28 protein-coding genes are annotated in these 25,054 nt (G+C 38.2%); 22 read left to right on the top strand and 6 right to left on the bottom strand.

Translation table 11 applies throughout. The annotated features are described in order from the left end of the window. The first annotated feature begins 44 nt into the window (after positions 1-44). From atpC to J7E57_RS21075, 3 genes are all read left to right on the top strand, one after another. Complete coding sequence (atpC, locus tag J7E57_RS21085; protein ID WP_029276466.1) at positions 45-290, top strand: ATP synthase F1 subunit epsilon; 246 nt, start codon at positions 45-47, stop codon at positions 288-290. A 175-nt stretch (positions 291-465) separates the two neighbouring features. Further along, the gene (locus tag J7E57_RS21080; RefSeq protein ID WP_025145831.1) at positions 466-747 is read left to right on the top strand and encodes a type II toxin-antitoxin system RelE/ParE family toxin; all 282 of its coding nucleotides are present in this window, start codon (positions 466-468) and stop codon (positions 745-747) included. A 9-nt stretch (positions 748-756) separates the two neighbouring features. Beyond that, positions 757-1,053 carry a HigA family addiction module antitoxin gene (locus J7E57_RS21075; RefSeq protein WP_215125568.1) on the top strand — a complete coding sequence of 99 codons (297 nt, stop codon included), beginning with the start codon at positions 757-759 and terminating at the stop codon, positions 1,051-1,053. Between the two features lie 36 nt (positions 1,054-1,089). Here J7E57_RS21075 and J7E57_RS21070 read toward each other — a convergent pair whose 3' ends face one another. Continuing rightward, entirely contained in the window at positions 1,090-1,956 is an 867-nt protein-coding gene (locus tag J7E57_RS21070) for an alpha/beta fold hydrolase (RefSeq protein WP_215125567.1), read from the bottom strand. A 727-nt stretch (positions 1,957-2,683) separates the two neighbouring features. On the opposite strand from J7E57_RS21070, the gene ilvE reads away from it, so the two are divergent. The 17 genes from ilvE (at position 2,684) to J7E57_RS20985 (ending at position 20,136) form a co-directional block, all read left to right on the top strand. Further along, positions 2,684-3,631 (top strand): branched-chain-amino-acid transaminase, encoded by a 948-nt coding sequence (gene ilvE, locus J7E57_RS21065; RefSeq protein ID WP_317196564.1) that lies wholly within the window; start codon positions 2,684-2,686, stop codon positions 3,629-3,631. 68 nt (positions 3,632-3,699) lie between these two features. After that, a complete protein-coding gene (locus tag J7E57_RS21060; protein WP_215125566.1) occupies positions 3,700-4,278 on the top strand; it encodes an O-methyltransferase in 579 nt (192 codons plus the stop codon). 240 nt (positions 4,279-4,518) lie between these two features. Further along, a complete protein-coding gene (ilvD, locus tag J7E57_RS21055; protein WP_215125565.1) occupies positions 4,519-6,201 on the top strand; it encodes a dihydroxy-acid dehydratase in 1,683 nt (560 codons plus the stop codon). Positions 6,202-6,249: 48 nt separating this feature from the next. Further along, positions 6,250-6,840: an ORF6N domain-containing protein gene (locus tag J7E57_RS21050; protein ID WP_215125564.1), complete on the top strand. Its 591-nt coding sequence runs from the start codon at positions 6,250-6,252 to the stop codon at positions 6,838-6,840. 21 nt (positions 6,841-6,861) lie between these two features. Beyond that, positions 6,862-8,613, top strand: a complete 1,752-nt coding sequence (ilvB, locus tag J7E57_RS21045) for a biosynthetic-type acetolactate synthase large subunit (protein ID WP_215125563.1) — start codon at positions 6,862-6,864, stop codon at positions 8,611-8,613. A 138-nt stretch (positions 8,614-8,751) separates the two neighbouring features. Beyond that, on the top strand, positions 8,752-9,390 hold the full coding sequence (gene ilvN, locus J7E57_RS21040) for an acetolactate synthase small subunit (RefSeq protein WP_029276474.1): 639 nt from the start codon (positions 8,752-8,754) through the stop codon (positions 9,388-9,390). Between the two features lies 1 nt (position 9,391). Further along, a complete protein-coding gene (locus tag J7E57_RS21035) occupies positions 9,392-9,781 on the top strand; it encodes a glyoxalase superfamily protein (RefSeq protein WP_215125562.1) in 390 nt (129 codons plus the stop codon). Positions 9,782-9,798: 17 nt separating this feature from the next. Then, the gene (locus J7E57_RS21030) at positions 9,799-10,263 is read left to right on the top strand and encodes a DinB family protein (protein ID WP_215125561.1); all 465 of its coding nucleotides are present in this window, start codon (positions 9,799-9,801) and stop codon (positions 10,261-10,263) included. Positions 10,264-10,395: 132 nt separating this feature from the next. Next, the gene (gene ilvC, locus J7E57_RS21025) at positions 10,396-11,877 is read left to right on the top strand and encodes a ketol-acid reductoisomerase (RefSeq protein WP_215125560.1); all 1,482 of its coding nucleotides are present in this window, start codon (positions 10,396-10,398) and stop codon (positions 11,875-11,877) included. 60 nt (positions 11,878-11,937) lie between these two features. After that, complete coding sequence (leuC, locus tag J7E57_RS21020) at positions 11,938-13,344, top strand: 3-isopropylmalate dehydratase large subunit (RefSeq protein WP_215125559.1); 1,407 nt, start codon at positions 11,938-11,940, stop codon at positions 13,342-13,344. Positions 13,345-13,426: 82 nt separating this feature from the next. Then, a complete protein-coding gene (locus J7E57_RS21015) occupies positions 13,427-13,720 on the top strand; it encodes an antibiotic biosynthesis monooxygenase family protein (protein ID WP_215125558.1) in 294 nt (97 codons plus the stop codon). Between the two features lie 78 nt (positions 13,721-13,798). Further along, entirely contained in the window at positions 13,799-14,383 is a 585-nt protein-coding gene (leuD, locus tag J7E57_RS21010) for a 3-isopropylmalate dehydratase small subunit (protein WP_215125557.1), read from the top strand. Continuing rightward, the gene (locus tag J7E57_RS21005) at positions 14,383-15,846 is read left to right on the top strand and encodes an ATP-binding cassette domain-containing protein (protein ID WP_215125556.1); all 1,464 of its coding nucleotides are present in this window, start codon (positions 14,383-14,385) and stop codon (positions 15,844-15,846) included. Before leuD ends, J7E57_RS21005 begins: the two co-directional genes overlap by 1 nt. A 4-nt stretch (positions 15,847-15,850) precedes the next feature. Next, a complete protein-coding gene (gene leuB / locus J7E57_RS21000) occupies positions 15,851-16,942 on the top strand; it encodes a 3-isopropylmalate dehydrogenase (RefSeq protein ID WP_147224934.1) in 1,092 nt (363 codons plus the stop codon). Between the two features lie 10 nt (positions 16,943-16,952). Further along, positions 16,953-18,113 carry a 2-isopropylmalate synthase gene (locus J7E57_RS20995; protein ID WP_083488690.1) on the top strand — a complete coding sequence of 387 codons (1,161 nt, stop codon included), beginning with the start codon at positions 16,953-16,955 and terminating at the stop codon, positions 18,111-18,113. 275 nt (positions 18,114-18,388) lie between these two features. Then, positions 18,389-19,639 (top strand): threonine ammonia-lyase IlvA, encoded by a 1,251-nt coding sequence (gene ilvA / locus J7E57_RS20990; RefSeq protein WP_215125555.1) that lies wholly within the window; start codon positions 18,389-18,391, stop codon positions 19,637-19,639. A 146-nt stretch (positions 19,640-19,785) separates the two neighbouring features. Then, on the top strand, positions 19,786-20,136 hold the full coding sequence (locus J7E57_RS20985; RefSeq protein WP_215125554.1) for a cupin domain-containing protein: 351 nt from the start codon (positions 19,786-19,788) through the stop codon (positions 20,134-20,136). Positions 20,137-20,283: 147 nt separating this feature from the next. Here the strand turns inward: J7E57_RS20985 and J7E57_RS20980 are convergent, their stop codons facing one another. After that, positions 20,284-20,844, bottom strand: a complete 561-nt coding sequence (locus J7E57_RS20980; RefSeq protein WP_215125553.1) for a DUF4230 domain-containing protein — start codon at positions 20,842-20,844, stop codon at positions 20,284-20,286. Between the two features lie 136 nt (positions 20,845-20,980). On the opposite strand from J7E57_RS20980, the gene J7E57_RS20975 reads away from it, so the two are divergent. Further along, positions 20,981-21,391, top strand: a complete 411-nt coding sequence (locus tag J7E57_RS20975; RefSeq protein ID WP_215125552.1) for a hypothetical protein — start codon at positions 20,981-20,983, stop codon at positions 21,389-21,391. 7 nt (positions 21,392-21,398) lie between these two features. Here J7E57_RS20975 and J7E57_RS20970 read toward each other — a convergent pair whose 3' ends face one another. The 4 genes from J7E57_RS20970 to J7E57_RS20955 form a co-directional block, all read right to left on the bottom strand. Beyond that, on the bottom strand, positions 21,399-22,391 hold the full coding sequence (locus J7E57_RS20970) for an ABC transporter ATP-binding protein (RefSeq protein ID WP_215125551.1): 993 nt from the start codon (positions 22,389-22,391) through the stop codon (positions 21,399-21,401). Positions 22,392-22,514: 123 nt separating this feature from the next. Beyond that, on the bottom strand, positions 22,515-23,300 hold the full coding sequence (locus J7E57_RS20965) for an outer membrane beta-barrel protein (RefSeq protein WP_215125550.1): 786 nt from the start codon (positions 23,298-23,300) through the stop codon (positions 22,515-22,517). Positions 23,301-23,392: 92 nt separating this feature from the next. Further along, on the bottom strand, positions 23,393-24,151 hold the full coding sequence (locus tag J7E57_RS20960; RefSeq protein ID WP_215125549.1) for a hypothetical protein: 759 nt from the start codon (positions 24,149-24,151) through the stop codon (positions 23,393-23,395). Next, positions 24,132-24,701 (bottom strand): RNA polymerase sigma factor, encoded by a 570-nt coding sequence (locus J7E57_RS20955; RefSeq protein WP_025146912.1) that lies wholly within the window; start codon positions 24,699-24,701, stop codon positions 24,132-24,134. The genes J7E57_RS20960 and J7E57_RS20955 overlap by 20 nt, the downstream gene beginning before the upstream one ends. Positions 24,702-24,746: 45 nt before the next feature. Here J7E57_RS20955 and J7E57_RS20950 point away from each other — a divergent pair, with 45 nt between their 5' ends. Then, complete coding sequence (locus J7E57_RS20950; RefSeq protein ID WP_215125548.1) at positions 24,747-24,980, top strand: hypothetical protein; 234 nt, start codon at positions 24,747-24,749, stop codon at positions 24,978-24,980. Positions 24,981-25,054 lie beyond the last annotated feature (74 nt).

Here is a 25,054-nt window from a genome sequence, read left to right as displayed (position 1 = left end):
CTTGATACTTGATACTAAATACTTCCTACTCAATCTAAAGAAAAATGAATTTAGAAATATTAACTCCAGATAAAAAAGTTTTCGAAGGTGAAGTAACAGCAGTTACGGTTCCTGGTACTTTAGGCTCTTTCCAGATTTTAAAAGACCATGCCCCTATCATCTCTACTTTAGAAGATGGAGAAGTTATTATAAAAGCAAACAAAGCTGATGAGCAACGCTTTTTTATTAAAGGCGGTGTAGTAGAAGCTATTCACAACAAAATTGTGGTTTTAGCTGAAGGCGTCGCTTAATCTAATTATTCGTCATGCTGAATTTATTTCAGCATCTGTAAAAAGACTCTGAAACAAATTTAGAGCGACGAAAACAAAAAGCCTCCTAGATTTAAAAATCTGGGAGGCTTTTTGTTTTATTGGTATTTCAAAAAACAATTACCTACCTTTACCGTTAGTAACGTAAAAAGTTAGCATGATACTTTCTTTTGGCTCTAAAGACACAGAAAAAATATGGAATGGCATCAGAGTTTCTAAAATGCCATTAGAAATTCAAACCATTGGGCGTAGAAAATTAAGAATGATAAGCAATTCCCAAAACATTCAAGATTTAACTATACCACCATCAAATAAATTGGAAAAGAAAAAAGGTAACCTAAAAGATTATTATAGCATCCGAATTAATGACCAATGGAGAATAATTTTCAAATGGGAAAACGGAAATGCAAGTGAAGTTGAAATTATAGATTATCATTAAAAAGAAACAATGGAAAAGCTACCAAACATACATCCCGGAGAAATTCTGAAGGATGAATTTCTTATTCCTTTAAATATTACAGCTTACCGTTTAGCGAAAGAAACAAATATTCCTCAAACCCGTATTTCTGAAATAATTAAAGGCAAGAGAAGAATTACAGCAGATACAGCATTGCGTTTTAGCATCTTTTTTGGAAACTCTGCAAAATTTTGGCTTGGTTTACAAGATGACTACGATATTGAAAGTGAATTGAATGAAAAACAAAAAGAATTTCAAAACATCAAACTTTTCGCAATAACATCATAGTTAGTAAAAATCTGGGAGGCTTTTTGTTTTGTGTTATTATTTAACAAAATCACAAACTGTTGCCGTAAATTCCTTATTGTTTTCATAATAAAGCATATGCGAGCCGTTTAACTGCACTACCTTTTGGTTTTTAAATTTATAATTTTTGTAATAGTTCGGTCCAACAGCGTGATCATCCTTACCCGTTATAATCAAGGCCGGTGTTTTAATTTCACTGGTAAGTAAAGCATAATCTTTAAAATATTCCGAATACTTCTGCACCTTTGTGCTATCCATTAAAGGCATAAAAAGAGTCATTCCGAAATCCGATGTACGTTTATAGGAATTTTCGATGCTGTCCATTTTGATAACGGTATTTACATCATTGGCAATATATTTATATCCAAGATGCACCGCGCTTAACTTTTTTCTAACCAGCGCCGCTCCATTCATTAATTTTTTAAAATCTGTTTCATTTATAGTGGTATCCTTTTTTAGTAACCGATATCCATATTCAATTTGTTCCTTCACCTGGTTTGGATTCATGAAATGAGCTATTGTATTCGCCATGATGATGCCAGATAAATGTTCTGGATACTTCAAGGCATAGTTAATGGCCAGAATACCACCAAATGAATGACTAAGTAAGTACACTTTTTCTACACCCAATTTTAACCGCAGTTCTTCAACATCTTGAACAATCCGGTCTAAACTATATTTTTTTGCATTTTGCGATTGACCAGATCCTCTTTGATCGAGGTAAACCATCGTTAAACATTTCTCTAAACTTGCTCCACCCATTTTCTCAAAAGAAAGAAAGTCCTGACCAGGGCCTCCATGCAAGTAGATACAAACAGGTCCTTTGCCTGCTACCTTAATAGATAATTTTACCGCATCAGAAGTTGAAATGGCCTGGTTTCCCATTTTGAGATGTGAGTTTGAATCTGACTGGGAACAGCCACTAAATAACACGATTAAAACAACAAAAAAGATATAAATTGTTCTCATAGGAATAGTTTCTAATATTAAATTACACCGCTTTACAATAAACAATCAAGCAAGTTTAATAATACTTTAATATCTAAAAAAAACACCAATAATTCTTGGCATTTTAACATCAAAATACAACCTGAATTTTCAATTTCATACAGCCTTTAACTCGTTTTAGGCAGAAAAATAGAAAATTTATAATGCAAGCATAACAAACAGACTGTATACCGTTTTGATATTTGGTCTACGGCTATCGGCATTAAATAACTAATCCAACTCTAGTTAAGAATAATATTCTGATTATTAATATATTTTCAAAATAATATTCTTATTTAACTTTTTTCTGATTTCTCTTGCATATTAATGAACCAAAAACTAAATTGGTTTTTATAAACAATAAGATAACAATGACTATTCAGAACAACATATTTTCTACCGCTACTACTGCAAAAGCAGCTGGCAATGTAGTGTTGTTACCTGTCATTTTACTTAACCTCCTACTCCTAAACATTTTATGGGGTAATAAGCGGACGCAGTTTAAATAGATTTTAAAAAACTAAATATACCTAAAGCGTCCCGATACAAACGGGACGCTTTTTTTAAATAACAAAAAGACAGTATTATGAACCGCCCATGATAAATAGTCAAAATAAAAAATGGAATGCTTATTTATCATGGTAAGCTCCATCTGACGGTTAAAAACAATAAGAATAAACAGATGAAATACTATAATTCTAATACGATTATTTACCTTGATGGACAGTTTGAAAAAGCTGTAAATAGCAGTACCGACCTTTACGGGCAGTCGCTACACTACGGCTATGCTGCTTTCGAGGGTATTAGAGCCTATAAAACACACAACGGCAACCGCATTTTCAAAGCTGCTGCCCATTTCGATCGCTTAGAGCGTTCTTGCCAGTTGGCAAACATTCCTTTCCCTTGGGATAAACAGGAGTTAATTGCAGCAACCTATAAATTACTTCAGTTGAATAAACTGAAAGATGCATATATACGTCCCCTGGTATTTTGCCACCCGAACATGAAATTAAACGAGCCGAGTGGGGTTTCGATCTTAATCTGTGCCTGGGAATGGGATGCATATTCTGGTAACAAATTGTTAAAATTAACAGTTTCTGATTATGAAAGACCAAACCCAAAATCGATTCCAATGGAGGCGAAATTGAGTGGAAACTATGTTAATTCTATTTTAGCTACTACTGCGGCAAATATTAAAGGTTATGACGAGGCTTTGCTTTTGGATATGCACGGTTTTGTTGCCGAGGCATCTGGTGCAAACATCTTTCTTGAAAAAGACGGAAAACTGTTTACACCATCTTTAGGAAATATTTTACCAGGAATTACACGTGCAACCGTAAAAGAACTTTGCACCGTTCTGGATATAGAATGCATTGAGAAAAAATTAACCACAGAAGATTTAAAAAATGCCGACAGTGCTTTCTTATGTGGAACAGCAACCGAAATAGCAGGTATAGCATCAATTGATGATATTGTATATCGCCCGTTGTGGAGAGAATCTCTCGGTTATACCATACAGCGAGCTTATAAAAACCTGGTACTGGAAAAAGTGAATTACGAAGTGATTATATAGTCCAAAGTCGAAAAATCAATAAAATAACTGAATATTAAGTAAAAAAAAGCATCCAAGCAGTAAAACAGATGACTGAAGAAATCAATCAACACCTCCCGAAGGCTTACCAGCAAATTAATGGTGCAACAAAAGCATCAGGATTTGACATGGCATCTGATGTGTTGACTTGCTCTTTGCTCAGAACACTTGCTTCTACCAAGCCTTCAGGTAAATTTCTGGAACTTGGAACAGGAACAGGCCTATCTACTTCCTGGATATTAGATGGTTTAGATCAAAATAGTACACTTACCTCGATAGATAATGACGCTAAATTTTTAGCGATTGCCAAAACTTTTCTTGGTGAGGATGAACGCTTAACATTAGTTGATACCGATGGTGCTGAATGGATTGAAAAGAATAAAGACAAAAAGTTCGATTATATTTTTGCTGATACATGGCATGGGAAATATTTGCTTTTAGATGAGGCGATATCTATGCTTAATACTGGCGGACTTTACATCATCGATGATATGTTGCCACAATCGAATTGGCCTGATGGCCACCAGGATAAGGCTATAAAATTGATCAAAGATTTAGAATCCCGTGATGATCTGCACTTAACCAAGCAGGTTTGGGCAACAGGAATCGTGATCGGAGTAAAAAAATAAATAAGATTAAATAGTTCTTTACTTTTTTAAATAGTTAGTATGTTTGTGATTCATCAAGACATGAATATAAACACAAACATTATTAGCAACCTAATTATTGTCATTTCTCAAAAGAGAGGTGGAAATCGTTGCGTATAATATAAAAATATACCATATCGAAACCGCCTCCCACAAGAGGCGGTTTTTTTTTGCCTCAAAAAGAAATAATTGAAATACAACAGAATACATACAATTTAAACAATGAGCGAATTAAACAAGTACAGTAAAACATTTACACAAGACCCTACACAACCGGCAGCGCAAGCTATGCTTTACGGAATCGGATTAACTGATGCTGATATGGCTAAAGCACAGGTCGGTATTGCAAGTATGGGTTACGATGGTAACACCTGTAATATGCACCTTAACGATCTTGCAAAAGATGTGAAAAAAGGGGTCTGGAATAATGATTTAGTGGGCTTGGTTTTTAATACCATTGGCGTAAGTGATGGGATGAGCAACGGTACAGATGGTATGCGTTACTCGCTGGTAAGCCGTGATGTAATTGCTGATAGTATCGAAACCATTTGCGGTGGCCAATATTACGATGGAATTATCTCTATCCCTGGCTGTGATAAAAACATGCCTGGCGCGATTATGGCCATGGCACGTTTAGATCGCCCTTCAATTATGGTTTATGGTGGTACGATTGCGCCTGGCCATTACAAAGGCGAAGAATTGAACATCGTTTCAGCTTTCGAGGCTTTGGGACAGAAAATATGTGGCAACCTTTCTGAAGAAGACTATCAAGGCATCATAAAACATACTTGCCCTGGTGCAGGTGCTTGTGGAGGGATGTATACTGCAAACACAATGGCATCAGCAATTGAGGCTTTAGGTATGAGTTTGCCTTATTCATCTTCGAACCCAGCAATCAGCGAGGAGAAAAAACAAGAATGTTTAGATGCAGGTAAATACATCAAAATTTTATTAGAGAAAGATATCAAACCATCTGATATTATGACGAGAAAAGCATTCGAAAATGCCATTCGTTCTATTATCATTTTAGGTGGCAGTACGAATGCAGTATTACATTTTATTGCAATGGGTAAAGCTATCGGTATCGAAATCACCCAGGATGATTTCCAGCGCATGAGTGATGTAACACCCGTACTTGCCGATTTCAAACCTAGTGGAAAATACTTAATGCAGGATTTACATCAATATGGAGGTATTCCGGCAGTATTGAAATATTTATTAAACGAGGGTTTATTACATGGCGATTGTTTAACTGTTACCGGAAAAACCATGGCTGAGAATTTAGCCGATGTAAAATCGGTTATGGATTATGATCAAAAAATCATCCAGAAACTAAGTGAGCCGATTAAAGCCACTGGTCACCTACAGATTCTTTACGGAAACCTGGCTGAAAAAGGTTCTGTTGCAAAAATAAGTGGAAAAGAAGGTGAGAAATTTGAAGGCCCTGCACGTGTATTCGACGGCGAACACGATTTAATTGCCGGAATTTCAAGCGGACGTGTTCAACCTGGCGATGTAATCGTAATTAAAAATTCAGGTCCGGTAGGTGCGCCAGGTATGCCAGAAATGTTAAAACCAACTTCAGCAATTATTGGTGCTGGTTTAGGAAAATCAGTGGCTTTAATTACCGACGGACGTTTCTCTGGTGGTACGCATGGATTTGTGGTTGGTCACATTACACCTGAATCCTACAAAGGTGGCTTAATAGGCTTGGTAGAAGATGAAGACCGGATTTTGATCGATGCGGTAAACAACATCATTAGCTTACAGGTAAGTGACGAAGTGATTGCAGCGCGTAGAAAAAACTATGTACAACCAGCATTAAAAGTAACAAAAGGTGTTTTATATAAATATGCTAAAACCGTTTCAGACGCAGCTAGTGGTTGCGTAACTGACGAATATTAAAATCAAAAAATCATCCCCCAGATTAATTGATTACTAATAAAATAGATTATGCAAATAATTAAAAGTATTCAGAATAGGATTTATGAAATCCGGGGAGAAAGAGTAATGCTGGATTTCGATTTGGCATCGCTTTATGAAGTTGAAACGAAGGCACTGAATCAGGCGGTAAAACGTAACATAAAGCGTTTTCCTGAAGATTTTATGTTTCAGTTAACTTCTGCTGAGTTTGAAGAGATAAGACTTCAGATTGGGGCAAGTAATCAAGGTACATCATCACAAATTGTGATGACAGGCGGAACCAACTTGAAGTCACAAATTGTGACTTCAAGTTGGGGTGGTACCCGAAAATTGCCCTACGCTTTCACTGAGCAAGGGGTAGCCATGCTGAGTGGTGTTTTAAAGAGCGATAAGGCGATTAATATGAACATTGCCATTATGAGAACCTTTGTTGACGTTCGGAAAATTTTGCTGAAGCAAAGCAATCTTAATGAACAGTTAACAGAAATTAAAGAACGGATTGGTGAACATGATGTTCAGCTCAACGAGCTGTATGATGCAATGGAAAATTTAATAGACGAGAAAATTGCTCAATTAAAATGGAACGACAGACAAAGAATTGGGTTTAAAATTAAAGAATAGTAGAACCGCAAAAACATAACTATGGAAACTGCACAAGATACAATACAACAAAACGAGGCGAAAGCAGAAACCTCAAAAACCTTATTCAAAGGAACAGGCTCGCAAGTTTTGTTGAATGGATTAATTGAAGAAGGTGTAACCACCATTTTCGGTTATCCGGGAGGAGCAATCATGCCTATTTATGATGCTCTTTATGATTATGCTGATAAATTAGAACACATCTTAGTTCGCCATGAACAAGGTGGTATCCACGCTGCTCAGGGTTTTGCAAGAGCAAGCGGCGAAGTTGGTGTTGTTTTCGCAACCAGCGGACCAGGTGCAACCAATTTGGTTACTGGCTTGGCAGATGCGCAAATCGATAGTACGCCATTGGTTTGTATCACGGGACAGGTTTTCGCCCACCTATTGGGAACGGATGCTTTTCAGGAAACTGATGTGATTAACATTACTACTCCCGTTACAAAATGGAACTATCAGGTTACTGATGCCAAAGAAATTCAAGAGGTATTGGCTAAAGCTTTTTATATCGCTAAAAGCGGCAGACCAGGTCCTGTTTTAATCGATATTACCAAAAATGCACAATTACAATTGGAGGAATTTCCTGAATATGTAAAGTGCAACCACATCCGCAGTTATCGCCCGAAGCCAAAAGTTAGGGTAGAATATATCGAGCAGGCAGCCGAATTAATCAATTCAGCAAAAAAACCTTTCATTTTATTTGGACAAGGTGTTATTTTGGGTAAAGCTGAAGAAGAATTCAAAGCTTTTATCAATAAATCAGGAATCCCTGCTGCATGGACCATTATGGGCGAAGGTGCTATTCCAACTTCACACCCACTAAACGTAGGCATGTTAGGTATGCACGGTAATTATGGCCCGAATGTATTAACCAACGAAGCTGATGTAATTATTGCCATCGGTATGCGTTTTGATGACCGTGTAACCGGTCGTTTAGATAAATATGCCAAACAAGCTAAAGTGGTACATTTAGATATCGACCCTGCCGAAATTGATAAAAATGTTAAGGCAGAAGTTGGTGTTTGGGGCGACTGTAAAGAAACTTTGCCCCTATTAACCAATTTAGTTAACGAAAACAAACACGAAGATTGGTTAGCTAAGTTCAGACAATATAACCAGGAGGAAATAGATCAAGTCATTACTCCGGAGCTTTATCCAACTGGTGATGAAATGACCATGGGCGAAGTATTGCGCAACATCAACGAAATCTGTGGTGGCGATGCCATAATCGTTACCGATGTTGGTCAGCACCAAATGGTAGCCTGTCGTTATGCTAAATTTAACAATACCCGCAGCAACATTACTTCTGGTGGTTTAGGTACAATGGGCTTTGGTTTACCAGCAGCAATTGGCGCTAAATATGGTGCACCTGATAAAACCGTTATTGCCATTATCGGTGATGGTGGTTTCCAGATGACGCCTCAGGAATTGGGTACCATTATGCAATTTGGCGCAGCAGTAAAGATTCTGATCTTGAACAACCGCTTTTTAGGTATGGTTCGCCAGTGGCAACAGCTTTTTCATGATAAACGTTATTCTTTCGTGAATATCACCAGCCCTGACTTTGTTGCTTTAGCAAAATCGTACTATATCGAAGCGAGCAAAGTTGATGAGCGTGCAAACTTAAGACAGGCATTAGAAACCATGATCAACCATGAAGGTTCTTATTTATTAGAAGTAATGGTTGGCAGAGAAAACAACGTTTTCCCAATGGTTCCTCAAGGCATGAGTGTAAGCGAAATCAGGTTAAAATAAGTAGAAAGGTAAAAACTAGCGTAATCGTCATCTCGACTGTAGCGCAGTCCCGAACTTTCGGGAGAGAGATCTTTCTTAACAACATTTAAAGATTTCTCCACAAGGTCTAAATGACGAATAGGTAAATAAGAAATTATCATGAGTACTGAAAATACAATAGAACATAAAATAGATAAAGCCGATTTAGACGGAAAGCAGGAATATACCATTACGGTTTACGCCGAAAACCGCATTGGTTTACTCAACAGGATTGCGATTATTTTCTCGAAAAGAAAAATCAATATCGAAAGTTTAAACAGTTCCGCATCAGAAATTGAAGGAATACACCGTTTCAACATCGTCATCCACGAAGGTTACGAAGTAGTGAGAAAGCTGGCCCGTCAGATAGAAAAACAGATTGAGGTATTGAAAGTTTATTTCAACACCAACGAAGAAATTATCTGGCAGGAATTGGCGCTTTACAAAGTTTCTACAGATGAAATTGCAGAAAAAGTAACCGTAGAGCGTTTATTAAGACAATACGGTGCAAGTGCGGTAGTGATCCGTAAAGATTATACCGTTTTTGCAGTAACTGGTCACCGCGAAGAAACTGATGCTTTGGTAAAAGCTTTAGAACCTTACGAATTAATTGAATTTGTGCGATCTGCAAGAGTAGCCATTATTAAAGACAGTGCTGGATTCCACGAAAAACTAAAGGAATTCGAAGCTTTCGAACCAGGTGAAGAATTGGTAGAAAACGAGTTTTTAGAAAAAGGCGGAAAGATTTTTACCATGTAATATGAAATGCAATAAAGCCATACCGATTTTAAGAATTTTCGATTACGATAAAGCAGTAGAATTTTACGTAAACTGGCTGGGCTTTAAAATAGACTGGGAACACACGTTTGAAGAAAATACCCCCGTTTATATGCAGATTTCATTAGGTGGCATCGAACTACATTTAAGTGAGCACCATGGAGATAGTTCTCCCGGTGCAAATGTATATGTAGATTGTGTAGGATTGAAAGCGTTTCATAAAGAAATAATAGATAAAAAATATAAGTACAACAGGCCAGGTTTGGAGAAAACTTTTTACGGAACCTGGGCAGTAACAGTAAACGACCCGTTCTTTAACAAGATTACCTTTAACGAAACATTAACCGAAGCTGAAAAACAAAACGATAAGTAGATAGATACGAATTATATATGATGAACGAGGTATTTGATTTTATAATAAACTCACGCAAGGCATTTATTAAGTTGATAGATGATTTAACAATCGAAGAATTAAATAAAATTCCGGATGGTTACAACAATAACATTATCTGGAATTTTGGCCATGTTGTAGTGAGCACACAAACGCTTTGTTATGTTCGTACAGGTGTATTGCAAGATGCTGCTTCGGTAAAATTTAACGAGTATTATAAAAAAGATACAAAGCCAACTTACACCGTAACAGAAGAAGAAGTAGCTGAATTGAAAGTTATAGCATTGGAAAGCATTGAAAAAATAAAGGAAGATTATGCAAGCGGAAAATTTTCAAACATCACTCCTTTTACAACAGCTACCTATGGCGTACAGATGAACAGCATTGAAGAAATTCTGATCACAACTATTGGTCATGATAATGTACACCAAGGTTATGCATGGGCACTGAAGAAACTGGTATAAAATAGGAGATGTAAGATAGATGAGATATGACTGATAAAAAAAAAGCCAGTGTAATCACCTCATCTGTATAATCAACCCGAAGTAAAAAAGAATATATAACGATAATTAAATAGAAATTAACCAATAAAAACAATGGCAAATTATTTTAACACATTACCTCTTAGAGAAAAATTAAACCAATTAGGTGTTTGCGACTTCATGGACAGTTCTGAATTTTTAGATGGCGTTAGCGCATTAAAAGGCAAAAAACTGGTAATTGTAGGTTGTGGCGCACAAGGCTTAAACCAAGGTTTAAATTTAAGAGATAGTGGTTTAGATGTAAGCTACACTTTACGTAAGGAAGCAATTGAAGGCAAACGCGATTCGTGGAAAAATGCAACTGAAAACAATTTTACAGTTGGCACTTACGAAGAACTGATTCCAAATGCAGATGTAGTAATTAACCTTACTCCAGATAAACAACACACCGCTGTTGTAAATGCAATTATGCCTTTAATGAAAGAAGGTGCTACTTTGTTATATTCTCACGGTTTCAATATCGTTGAAGAAGGCATGCAGATCCGTAAAGATTTAACCGTGATTATGGTTGCACCTAAATGCCCGGGTAGCGAGGTTAGAGCAGAATATGTTCGTGGTTTTGGTGTGCCTACCTTAATTGCAGTTCACCCTGAAAACGATCCTCAAGGTAAAGGATTGGCACAGGCAAAAGCATATTGCGCTGGTACCGGTGGCCATAGAGCTGGTGTGTTAAAATCATCGTTCGTAGCTGAGGTGAAATCTGATTTAATGGGCGAGCAAACCATCCTTTGTGGTTTATTGCAAACAGGTTCTATCTTATCATTCGATAAAATGGTAGAAAAAGGAATCGACGCAGGTTACGCCTCTAAATTGGTTCAATATGGTGTTGAAGTGATCACAGAAGCCTTAAAACAAGGTGGTATTACAGCCATGATGGATAGATTAAGTAATGTGGCTAAAATCAAAGCTTTCGAAATTTCTGAAGAATTGAAAGACATTATGCGCCCATTGTTCCAAAAACACCAGGATGACATTATGAGTGGCGAATTTAGCCGTACCATGATGGAAGATTGGGCAAATGGCGATAAAAATTTATTAAAATGGAGAGCTGAAACTGGCGAAACTGCTTTTGAGAAAACTCCGGCTGGCGATGTGAAGATCGGTGAGCAAGAATATTTCGACAACTATACTTTAATGGTTGCTTTTGTTCGTGCTGGTGTTGAATTGGCTTTCGAGACAATGGTACAGGCAGGTATTAAACCAGAATCGGCTTATTATGAATCGTTACACGAAACACCACTTATCGCAAATACCATTGCACGTAAGAAATTGTTCGAAATGAACCGCGTAATTTCTGATACTGCTGAGTACGGTTGCTACTTGTTCGATCAGGCTTGTAAACCACTTTTAGGTGATTTCATGAAAAAAGTAGATACTGATTTAGTTGGTAAAAACTTCAACGAAGGTAAAGATGGCGCTGTTGACAACAGAAAATTAATCGATATCAACGAGGCTATCCGCTCTCACGAAGTAGAGCAAATTGGTGCTACGTTGCGTAAGGCAATGACTGCAATGAAAGCGATTAAAACTGCATAGAAAACTTACAAACCTCGCAGGTTTTAAAAACCTGCGAGGTTTAAATAATTATATAAAAAGATGTCAAAAACATTAGTAGAAAAAATTTGGGATGCACATGTTGTAAAAAGTGAAGAAGGATTTCCTGATATTTTATACATTGATACACACTTAATACACGAGGTAACCTCTCCGCAGGCATTTGATGGCTTGCGCAAAAGAGGCTTACCTGTTTTGCGTCCGAAGCAGACTGTAGCAACTGCCGATCATAATGTACCTACGTTAAATCAATTGTTGCCGATTAAAGAGGAGCTTTCGCGCTATCAGGTTGATATGCTGACCAAAAATTGTGCAGAATTCGGAGTGGAACTGTATGGTTTAGGGCATCCTTTCCAAGGGATTGTGCATGTTATCGGTCCTGAACTAGGCATTACTTTACCTGGCAAAACAATGGTTTGCGGCGATAGCCATACCTCTACTCATGGTGCTTTTGGTGCCATTGCATTTGGTATCGGTACATCGCAGGTAGAGCAGGTTTTTGCAACGCAATGTTTATTGCAGTCGAAACCTAAAACCATGAAAATCGAGGTAAATGGCGAACTTGGAAAAGGCGTTGGTGCAAAAGACATTATCTTATACATTATTGCCAAAATCTCTGCCGCTGGCGGTACAGGTTATTTTATAGAATACGCAGGTTCGGCAATCGAAGCTTTAAGTATGGAAGCCCGTATGACGATCTGTAATATGAGTATCGAAATGGGTGCACGCGGTGGATTAATTGCACCTGACCAAACCACTTTCGATTACATTAAAGGAAGAGAATTTGCTCCAGCTGGCGAAGAGTGGGATAAGGCTTTAGCTTATTGGAAAACATTATATAGCGATGTTGATGCGAAATTCGATAGTGTTTTAACTTTCGATGCGGCAGATATTGCACCTATGATTACCTATGGTACAAACCCAGGAATGGGTATGGGTATTCAGGAACATATTCCGGCAACTGGTGCACAACCAGAAAAAGAAAAACTTTCGTACCAGAAAGCGTTAGATTATATGGGCTTTGATGACGATTCTTCATTAATCGGGAAACCGGTTGATTATGTATTCATTGGAAGCTGTACCAACTCACGCATTGAAGATTTACGCGAAGTTGCCGATTTTGTTAAAGATAAACACAAAGCCGATAATGTTACGGTTTGGATTGTTCCAGGCTCGAAACAAGTTGAGCAGCAAGCTAAAAACGAAGGTTTGGATAAAATTTTCGAAGCCGCTGGTTTCCAGTTACGCGAACCAGGTTGTAGTGCCTGTTTAGGAATGAACGAAGATAAAATCCCGGCAGGTAAATATTGTGTATCTACATCAAACAGAAACTTTGAAGGCAGACAAGGGCAAAATGCACGTACGTTATTGGCCAGTCCGCTTACCGCAGCAGCAGCTGCAGTAACCGGAAAAATTACTGATGTGAGGGATTTGCTGGAGAAGGCTTAAAATAAAGTCATACTGACGAATGAAGCATCTGCAAGCTAAGAAACAGATTCTTAGTTCCTCAGAATGACAACTTTTAAAATATATGATACTAGAAGTTGCCATATTAAATGTAAAAGCCGGATTATCGGCTGATTTTGAAAAAGCTTTTAACAAAGCACAAAAAATCATTTCCTCAATGGAAGGTTACATTTCACATCAGCTTCAAAAATGTATAGAGGTAGAAAATAAATATATCCTGTTGGTAAACTGGAAAACACTGGAGGCACATACCGAAGGTTTCAGAGGATCAGCAGAATACCAGGATTGGAAAAAGTTATTACATCACTTTTATGATCCTTTCCCAACAGTTGAACACTTTACTAAGGTAGAGGGCTGAAGGTTTATAATAAATATTAAATCAGTGAAATCACCCCAATTGGTGAAATCATTTAAATCTGTGTAATCATCATTAATAATGAAAAAATTCACAAAATTAACATCGGCAGTAGTGCCTTTAAATATAGAGAACATCGATACCGACCAGATTATCCCTGCGAGGTTTCTAAAAGCGACAACACGCGAGGGTTTTGGCGAAAACTTGTTCCGCGATTGGCGTTATGAAAACGATAACCAGCCTAAAGCTGATTTCGTGATGAACAACCCAACCTATAGCGGTCAGGTTTTAGTGGCAGGAAAAAACTTTGGTTGTGGCAGTAGTCGCGAGCATGCTGCATGGGCTATTCAAGATGCTGGTTTTGACGCGGTAATCAGCAGTTTCTTTGCCGATATCTTTAAAGGAAATGCCCTGAACAATGGTTTATTACCCATCCAGGTAAGTGATGAGTTCTTGGCGCAGATTTTTAACGCGGTTGACAGCAATCCAAAATCAGCCCTAGAAGTTGATTTAGAAAATCAAACGGTTACCATTGTAGAAACCGGTGCTCAAGAATCATTTGAGATCAATCCTTACAAAAAATCGTGTTTGATAAACGGTTATGATGATATCGATTTCATCTTGGCCCAAAAAGAATTAATCGCAGAATTTGAACAGGCAAAGTAATGCTTAAACCATTTGTCTACATACAAAACCTAAACTTAAGTTACCGCAATAAAGCGGTGCTAAAGGATTTGTATTGGGAAGTAAATGTGTGCCAAAACTGGGTTTTATGGGGCGAAAGTGGCAGCGGAAAAACTTCTTTGGCTAAGGCGATTGCAGGTTTAATTCCTTCACAGGGCAGCATTGAAATCAATTACGACGCCCAAAGTAAATTACCGGCCGAAGTTTTATTTGTAGAAAGCTGGTATCAGTTTAAAAACCTCGAAGGTGTTGCAAACTTTTATTATCAGCAACGCTACACCAGTTTACAGGCCAATGATACTTTAACAGTACATGCAGAACTGGTAGCTTACGGCAAAGAAAAAGGACTTCATTTCGATCTGGTTGAACCCATTTTAGAAGCACTGGGCTTTGCTACTTTTGCCAGTTCACAGCTAATCGAATTATCAAGCGGCGAACATAAAAAACTGCAGTTGGTTAAAGCCTTATGGTTAAAACCCCAATTGTTAATTATCGATCAGCCTTATACTGGTTTAGATAAAGCATCGCGCAAAAACCTGAATACACTTTTAGACCAGATTACAGCAGAAGGTGTACAATTAATTTTAATCTGTAACGATTTAGAATTTCCAGAAAGCATCGATTCTTTTGCAGAGATTATAGACGGGCAGATTGCAAGTTCATTCTCAAGAGAAATTGGAGACCTTCCACCTGAAATACATAAAAGGAAAATCCCCGCTTTTTTAAAGGAGTCGCCAATTTATTCATCAACTGATATGGTAACGATGGTTGATGTCAACATCAGCTATGGCGAAAAACAGGTGCTAAAAAACATCAACTGGGAAGTTAAAGCTGGCGAAAAATGGTTATTGCAAGGCCCTAATGGCTCAGGAAAATCTACTTTATTGAGTTTAATCAACGGCGATCACCCCCAATCTTACGCCAACGAGCTTTATTTGTTTGGCAACAGGCGTGGAACTGGCGAAAGCATTTGGGATATTAAGCAGCATATTGGTTTAATATCGCCGGAGTTTCATTGGTACTTCGATGCCACTTCAACTGTTTGGAAGTGTATTGCTTCGGGCTTTTACGATACCGTGGGCCTGTTTCAGCAATTGCCTTATAGCAAAAGAGCACAAGTTGATGAGTTGATTGAATATTTTGGATTAACCGAAAACAAAAATGAATTATTAACCGCACTTCCACTCGGTAAACAGCGATTGGTATTATTAGCGCGAACGATTATAAAAAATCCGGAACTGTTAATTCTGGATGAACCTTGCCAGGGTTTAGACCAACAGCAAACACGGTATTTTAACCAATTGGTTGATGAATTGTGCAGCAACGGGATGACCTTAATTTACGTTGGCCATTTTGAATCGCAGCTGCCAACCTGCATAGAAAAAAGAATATTGTTAGAAAAAGGCGAGGTAAAAGTCGTCGAAACTATACTAGAAAGCGTTTAGTACAATGAAGAAGAACATTTTAGTAATACCTGGAGATGGTATTGGGCCCGAGGTTACCACTTGGGGAAAAGCAGCATTAGAAAAAATTGCCGAAATTTTTGGCCATGAATTTGTGTTCGAAGAAGCTTTAATGGGCCATGCGGCTATTGAAGTTACCGGCGAGCCTTTGCCAGATGAAACGTTAGAAAAAGCAAGACAAAGTGATGCTATCCTTTTTGGAGCCATTGGCCACGCCAAATATGATAACGACCCAAGTTTAAAAGTTAGACCAGAACAAGGTCTGTTAAAAATCCGTAAGGAACTGGGGTTATTCGCTAATCTCCGCCCAATATTACTATTTGATGAACTTCTTCAGGCATCGAGCATTAAACCGGAAATTTTAAGAGGAACCGATATTTTGTTCTTCCGCGAATTAACAGGTGATGTTTACTTTGGTGAAAAAACACGTTCGGAGGACCGTAATACGGCTTCAGATCTAATGATTTACCACCGTTATGAAGTAGAACGCATTGCACATAAAGCTTACCAGGCTGCACAGCAACGTAACAAAAGATTATGTTCGGTAGATAAAGCCAATGTTTTAGAAAGCTCTCGCTTATGGCGCGAAACCGTTCAGGAAATTGCAAAACAATATCCTGATGTAGAAACTGAGCATATGTTTATCGACAATGCAGCCATGCAGTTGATCAAAAACCCTAAAAAATTCGACGTGGTTTTAACCGCCAACTTATTTGGAGATATTTTAACAGATGAAGCTTCACAGATTGCAGGTTCAATGGGTATGCTGGCTTCGGCATCTGTTGGCGAAAGCACTGGGTTCTTCGAGCCGATACACGGTTCTGCACACGATATTGCAGGTAAAGATTTAGCTAATCCATTGGCTTCTATCCTATCGGCAGCACTAATGTTAGAAATTGGCTTCGGACTAAAAGAAGAAGCCAAATTATTGGTTGACACCATCGACCAGGTATTGAAAGAAGGTTTTAGAACACATGACATTGCCGACCAAAATACAAACCGGTTTAAAGTTTTAGGCACAGCCGAAATGGGCAAATTGGTTCTTAAATTCTTATCACAAAAATTAATCACTTCCTAAACTTAAGATTATGATTCACGACCCGAACAAAGTTTATATTTTCGACACGACATTGCGTGACGGTGAGCAGGTTCCAGGCTGCCAGTTAGATACAAACCAAAAAGTAGAAATCGCTAAATCACTTGAGCTTTTAGGTGTTGATGTGATTGAAGCAGGTTTCCCGGTATCTAGTCCAGGAGATTTTAATAGCGTAATTGAGTTATCAAAAGCGGTTACCAACCCAATTATCTGCGCCTTAACCCGTGCAAATAAAAATGATATCGATGTTGCTGCAGACGCTTTACGTTATGCGAAAAGACCACGTATCCACACCGGGATCGGTTCATCCGATTTCCACATTAAACATAAATTTAACAGTACCCGCGAAGAAATTTTAGAACGTGCTGTTGAAGCCGTAAGGTATTCGAAAAAATTTGTGGAAGATGTTGAATTCTACGCAGAGGATGCCGGCCGTGCCGATATCGAATTTTTAGCTAAAATGGTTGAAGCAGTAATTGCTGCCGGTGCCACCGTGGTAAATATTCCAGATACCAACGGATATTGCTTACCAGATCAGTATGGCTCGAAAATTCTTTTTTTGAAAGAGAACGTAAAAAATATTGATAAAGCCATTATCTCTGTGCATTGCCACAACGATTTAGGCTTGGCTACAGCGAATTCTATCGCAGGCCTACAAAATGGTGCCCGCCAGGTAGAATGTACCATTAACGGCATCGGAGAGCGTGCAGGCAATACATCTATGGAAGAAGTCGTCATGATTTTGAAAACGCACAAGATTTTAGGCTTAAACACCCAAATTGATGCTACCCGTTTCTATGAAATGAGCCATATGGTGCGGAACCAGATGAATATGCCGGTACAACCGAACAAAGCAATTGTTGGTGGAAATGCATTTTCACATAGCTCAGGCATCCACCAGGATGGTTTCTTGAAAAACCGTGAAAACTACGAAATTATTAAACCAGAAGATGTTGGTTTCCCTGATGCAACTATTGTATTGACTGCAAGAAGCGGACGCCATGCTTTAAAACACCATTTAGACCGTTTAGGCCATAAATTGGAAAAAGATCATTTAGATATTGTTTACAAACAATTTCTGGTTTTAGCCGATAGCAAACAAGGCATTAACGATTACGATTTAAACCAATTGGTTGCTTTGCATTTGGCGTAAAAGCTGAAAGGTTAAGGACCAAAGCTAAAAGCGATCGGCGAATTGCCTTAAAAAAACTTTGAGGGGTGCCCCCCTTTGGAGGGGGCAGGGGGAGGATTTAAGTTTGAAACACAAACTTAGTTCACCTAAACCTGATTGAAATGAGCATGAAGCGCAGCGAAATAAAATGTAAAGCAGGACAGCTGCAACCGATTGAACACCAAACCCTGCTTTACAAAAAAATACAAGTGAAATATTAGTCTCGATACTCATATCTCTCTTCTTGATACTAAATTATGAATACTACAACACCGAATACATTAGATTTTTTATCTGCATCGCAAAGGTTAAAAGGAGTGGTAAAACGTACGCCTTTAGAGTTTAACGCCGGACTTTCTGCTCATTACAATGCCAATATTTATTTAAAAAGAGAAGACCTGCAAATTGTACGCTCGTACAAATTGCGTGGTGCCTACAATAAAATTAGCTCCTTGCCACAAGATGCATTAATTAATGGTGTAGTTTGTGCAAGTGCTGGTAACCATGCACAAGGTGTGGCCTATTCATGTAAAAAACTCGGCATTAAAGGGGTGATTTTTATGCCAGAGATTACACCGAAACAAAAGGTTAAACAAACTTACATGTTTGGTGGCGACAATGTTGAAGTGGTTTTAGTAGGCGATACTTTTGATGATTGTTTAAAAGAAGCTTTAGCTTACAGTGCCGAAAAATCAGCCACTTTTATTCCACCTTTCGATGATGAAAAAGTAATTGAAGGACAGGCAACGGTTGGTGTAGAAATTTACGAAGATCTACCTGACCTGGATATGATTGTAATGCCGGTTGGTGGAGGCGGTTTAGCATCGGGTGTAAGCGCTTACATGAAAACCGTTAAGCCTGAAGTGAAATTAGTTGGTGTTGAACCACTTGGTGCACCATCAATGGTTACGGCGATGGAATATGGTGGTCCGTTTACCTTAGAAGAAATAGACCGATTTGTGGATGGTGCAGCTGTAAAAAGAATTGGCCATATCACTTACGAATATTGTAAGGAACTGCTTGATCAGATGCATTTAATCCCTGAAGGAAAAATCTGCACGACCATTTTAAAATTGTATAACGAAGATGCTATTGTGGTTGAACCTGCCGGAGCGCTGTCTGTGGCTGCATTAGATCAGCTTAAAGACCAGATTGCAGGCAAAACGGTAGTTTGTATCGTAAGCGGTGGAAATAACGATATTGAGCGCATGCAGGAGATTAAAGAGAAATCTTTGCTTTTTGAAGGCTTGAAACATTATTTCATTGTACGTTTCCCACAAAGACCAGGTGCTTTAAAGTTATTTGTGAACGAGGTTTTAGGTCCACAGGATGATATTACCCGTTTCGAGTTTATTAAAAAAACAAATAAAGAAAATGGCCCTGCGTTGGTTGGTATCGAACTTTCTAATAAAAACGATTATGCAAGTTTATTACAACGCATGAAAGATTTTAAATTTGAAATTATTGAGCTAAACCAGGACCAGACTTTGTTTGAGTATTTGGTTTAAGGTTCTTTAACTGCCAAAATAATTTCGTCATTTCGAGCGGAGTACAACGACGTCGAGAAATCTATTCTAGATCTCTCTCCCGAATGTTCGGGACTGCGCTGCAGTCGAGATGACGTTTTTTTTGCACCATGACACAACTTATAAAAATGAATTTCAAAGACTTAAACAACAAGGCATTAATTTCTGACAGCGGTATTGATTGGGAAGATTTAGGAGCCGGTGTTAAACGCAAAATTATGGCTTACGATGACCAGTTGATGTTGGTTAAAGTAAAATTTGAAAAAGATGCCATTGGTACCATTCACAATCATCCTCATTTACAAATGAGTTATGTAGCCAAAGGAAGTTTTGAAGTAACCATGGGCGATGATAAGAAAATCTTAAATGAAGGTGATGTTTTCTTTGCCCCATCAAATGTATTTCATGGTGTGGTTTGCTTAGAAGCCGGATTACTGATTGATATTTTCAACCCACATCGGGAAGATTTTTTAAAATAAATTTTAATTAGGTCGTCATTTCGAGCGGAGTACAACGCAGTCGAGAAATCTATCTCGAGGCAGATCTCTCCACTCCACTGCGTTCCGGTCGAGATGACGACACTATGTGAAGATCGCCTAAACCTTCCACCTTAAACCTCCTAAGCCTTAATCAAAAGTAAACTTCACATTCTTATAGCCTAAACCTTCTATAATCGGTTTAAGTACCGTTGTAGCATTGGTTTTAGTCTGCGTTAAGATACTCGATTTTTTAACCTCAGCAGTTACTTGTCTTTCGGCGGCTTTATACGCTTCATCTACCAAACCGGCTTCGCGGAAGAAAGCCATTTTCGTATCGTAAACACGCGAATTTTTATGGTCGATTTTTACATAACATATTTCAGGCTGTGGCAAATTTACTACAGCGGTGTCCGCATCAATATCAATATCTTCACGGGTAATTTTTGTTAAGTCGATACAGCCTACTGCTTCGGCTTTAACAATCAATAAAACACTGGCTTCAGGTAAAAAGTCTGTTTTATTTTTATGTTCTAAAACATCGCTGATCTGGTACCTTACCAGCTCCAATTTACCAATGGCCTCAATTTTCCCTACCAGAAGCTGATGTTTGCTCTCTACAGAGGTATTGATGCTGAACTTTTTGGAGATAAATAAATACCCCGCAACGACTAAAATTAACCAGGGTAAGAGGCGAAAAAAGAGCTTCATGTTTTAAAAAAATAAGGTACCAACATTTATGTATTTAATCTGTTGCACAATAATTAATCCATTAATCCACAATTATATTTTTTTGGCAACAGATTTGTAATACCAATATCACACACACAAATAAACATTAATCAACATGAAAAAATTTACCATCTTAATGCTTTGCGTTGCCACACTAGGTCTGGCTTCCTGCAAAAAAGACACGATTGTTCAGCCGAGCAATGCCATTTTAACTGTAGTTAAAGATATATCTCCCAATGCATGGGTATTAAGTAATGACCAAAAAACATTTACTGCAGATATTTCTGTTCCTGAAATCGACCAGTATCATGTCGACAATGAAGGAACTTTGGTTTACATTTCCTACAATAGCGGTGCAAGTTATATTGCATTACCATTTGTTTATAATGTTGATGCATACAGCTTCGAAGTATATAAAGGTGGAGTATCTATCGATGTACAAAGTTCAGATTACCAGGCAACAACTCCAATAAAACCTACATCAACAGTAAGGGTAAAAATAGTTCTTGTTGGAAACGATTTATAACTAGTATTTAAAACTCCAAAAAACGACTGATGTTCAATTGAACGTGGTCGTTTTTTTTATGCTCTCCCCTGTTTAGTTGCAGGGCACGGATGTTCACTCCATTTCTTTCCAAAAGCAGTTCATCATAAAAACCTTTGTAGTACACATCTTTTACCTCATAGCGCCTGCTGCTCCAACTATTGCTTACTTCGGCCCACTCGGGGTAAAAAACAACGAATTCTTTTTCCGTTTTTAAACCAATTTTTTCGGCATCGGCTTTTGATAAAACCACAGCATTGCCTAAAATCTGAGCAGTGTAAATGTGTTTTGGGTGCTGGTAAATGTCAGCTGGTTTTCCAGTTTGCAGCAATTCTCCATTTTTTATTATAAGTAACTGATCTGCTAAGAATAAACCGTCGGCCGGATCGTGAGAAACTAAAATTACGGTAACGCCAGTTTCGGAGGCCACACGTTTGATATCGGCACGCAGTTGATTCTTAAGTAGCGCATCAACCTGGCTAAAAGGTTCGTCTAAAAGTAAAACCTGTGTATCGGCAACCATTGCTTTTGCTATGGCTACACGCTGCTGCTCTCCTCCGCTCAGTTCGATGATTTTTTTGTTCTGGAGTGGCGAAATCCGAAGATGCTCCATAATCTGAAGCGTTTTTTCGGCTTTGGTTTTAAGATCGGTATTCGATAGCTGTGAGGCAATATTATCGTAAACCTTCGCATAAATATTTAACGAAAAATCCTGGGTAACCATTTTCATCTGTTTGTGGCCCGGGATGAGCTGTTCATCAGGCCCTTTAACCCTTTGATCTTCGAAAAAGATTTCACCCTCATCGGTTTTCAGCAATCCGTAAATGGATTTCAGCAAGGTCGATTTTCCACTGCCACTCTCTCCGATTATGGCCACTATATCGCCTCTTTTGATTTCGAAACTTACATTTTTAATCCCACCGGCCTGTTCTGCCTGATATTGCTTGGTTAAATTTTTAACGCTGATTATGGTATTGCTCACGTGGTAAAGATAAGAAAAGGTAGAGGGTTTTAAGGTGGAAGGTTTAAGGTAAATATGAGACGAAATAAAAAATCCTGTCTCGCCTAACCGAAACAGGATCTGTTTTATTTGTGTGCTGCAGTTTTAATTTAAGCCGAAGGTAACCCCGAAACTCATATTTTTTAAGCCAGCTTGTTGCGAGGTAGTAAACATGTCGTTAAAATAATACTTGGTAAATAATCCTATACCACCATAGCCAAATCTAATTGTACCTCCATAACGAACCGATTGAAAGTGGTAGCTATCATATTGTTTTTCTTTACCACGTTCTTCGCTTATCTGTTTAATTTTTCCGTTTAACAAAAAGCTAACCTCCGGACCTAAAACCAGGTAAAATCTTTTGCTGTTTTTGTTTTCGCTGGTACGGAATTCGAAGTTTAAGGGAATATGTACATAACTGCTCGAGAATCGGTTTTTTGAAAAATGTACAGGTGCCTGATCGGTATATACAAATTCGTTAGAATTTTTAGCAATAGTAATGTCTTTTCGTAAGCGGATCAATGTCCAGTCGAACCCACCGGCTACATAAACCTTAAAGTTAGAATTGAAACGATAGCCAAATTGCAGAACATCGAAAGAGAAAGCACTGGTTTTGCCGCCTTTATAATCCAAAAAATCGTTGTTTGGAGATAAGTTGAAACTGCCATTGTCTATTAGCCTGGAGAAACCCCAATCAACTCTGGTAAAAGTAATTCCGCCCACGAAACGGCCTTTTTTAACTGAATCTGTAGATTTGGTTTTAATGATGATACCATGCCCTTCACTATAATCCATTTTCTTTTTGGTAGTATCTTGTTGAGCAAAAGCTCCTGGAGCCATAACACCGGCAAGCCCGCTTACCAAAAGTGTTGTATAAATTAGACATTTCATATATGTGTGTGTTGTTGAGTTATTGAATGAGTGAATTATTGAATGGTTTGAATGTCGTATCCTAAAATCTGTTAATCCTGATCAATACTGGCTTACTTCTTATTTCGTTTACCTATTTTAAATGGGCCGATATTAATCGATGCCAAAGAAGAATCATCATCATCAGTACGGAACTGTATCAGTTTATCTTTTCTTTTGTCCATTTTATTAACAATGAGGTTTACCACATCGCCAACATTACGGATACCTTTATTGTTCTGTTCGTTTTCATTAACAGGTTCATCCGTTTTAATTGGCGTTGCAACAACCGCAGTTACAACCTCTTCTTTCGGCTGTAAAATCGCCTCTAGTATTTTTGTTTTAATATCTTTTTTAGGTTCTTCAGCTTTAGCTATAGTTGTTTCTTGCTTTTGCATTTCAGGGGCCGTAACTATGCGTGGTTGCTCCACAGCTGGTTTAACTTCATGTTTCACCTTTGTTTTGGCAATAGCACTTACCGCCTTAGGTTGAACTGGCAAAACTGGTGTTATATTTTCAACTGGAGCAACAATTGTAACCGAAGAATCTTTAACAACCGGCTCTTGTACCAGTAGTTTCGTTTTTTCAATCGTGTTACTGGCCAGTTGTTTACCTCCGCTGCTTATATTTTGCTGTTGATAAACCAAAACGCCAAGTGTAGCAATTAATAACACAGCGGCTGCCGATAACCAATAAATCGGCATGATTCTTCTTTTCTTAGGTGCTATTTCGCTTTCAATATTGCTCCATAAATCCCTCGAAGGTGTTACTTCCGCATCAGCAAAAGCATCTTTAAATAACTGATCAAAATCCTTATCCCGTATAGGTTGCATAACCAAATCCCTCCATTTTTATAATTTCTTCTTTTAATATTGCCCTTGCTCTCGATAGTTGCGATTTACTCGCGCCTTCTGAGATTCCAAGTGTTTCTCCAATTTCTTTGTGCGAATAGCCTTCAATTACGTACATGTTAAATACCATGCGGTAACCATCTGCCAATTTTTGTATCACCTTCATTAAATCCTGCATCCCTAAAGTGCCAAAATCAAATCCGGTTGATGGTTGCTCGTAAGCTTCATCTATTTCAACCACATTTAAGCTGCGTAAATTTTTACGGTAACTTTCAATTGCAGTGTTCACCATAACCCTTCTAATCCAGCCTTCAAAAGAACCATCGCCTCTATACTCCTTTATTTTCTGAAAAATTTTAATATATCCCATCTGCAGCACATCTTCTGCCTCCATCCTATCTTTGGCATAGCGCATACAAACGGCCAACATCTTCGATGCAGTTTGCTTGTAAAGCAGCTCCTGCATCTTCCGGTCGCCAGCTTTGCAGCCTTCCATCAAATCGTTTATCGTATAGCTTCGCGTCAATTTCATTGTGTGTTTGTATATAGAAGATGGCAGATTACAAACAATGGTTGCATGGGGAGAGAAAAAAAGTTAAATAAAGTTAAATTCAGAAATATGACTACTGATTATCAGACAGATATAATTAAAATATTTTTTAAGAAAGATATAGATTTTTTATTTGAAAATGAACATGCAGCATTTCATCGGGGGCAGCAGTCCCGTGCCAAAGGCACTCCTTTGGAGCTATCCGCTTCAAAGCCTAGGTTCGTTCCTCACCTTCGTGTTTTTCGCTACTATCGGGTTTAGTTGGCAGGGACTTCCGAAGTTTAAAAGGAACAAAGCGCTGGGGAACTTCGGAAGTCTATAAAACACAAAACCCC

This window comes from Pedobacter sp. ISL-64, from assembly GCF_018613605.1.
Lineage (GTDB): Bacteria > Bacteroidota > Bacteroidia > Sphingobacteriales > Sphingobacteriaceae > Pedobacter.
Note: the sequence above shows the minus strand (reverse complement) of the source record. Positions and strands in the feature narration are given on the sequence as shown.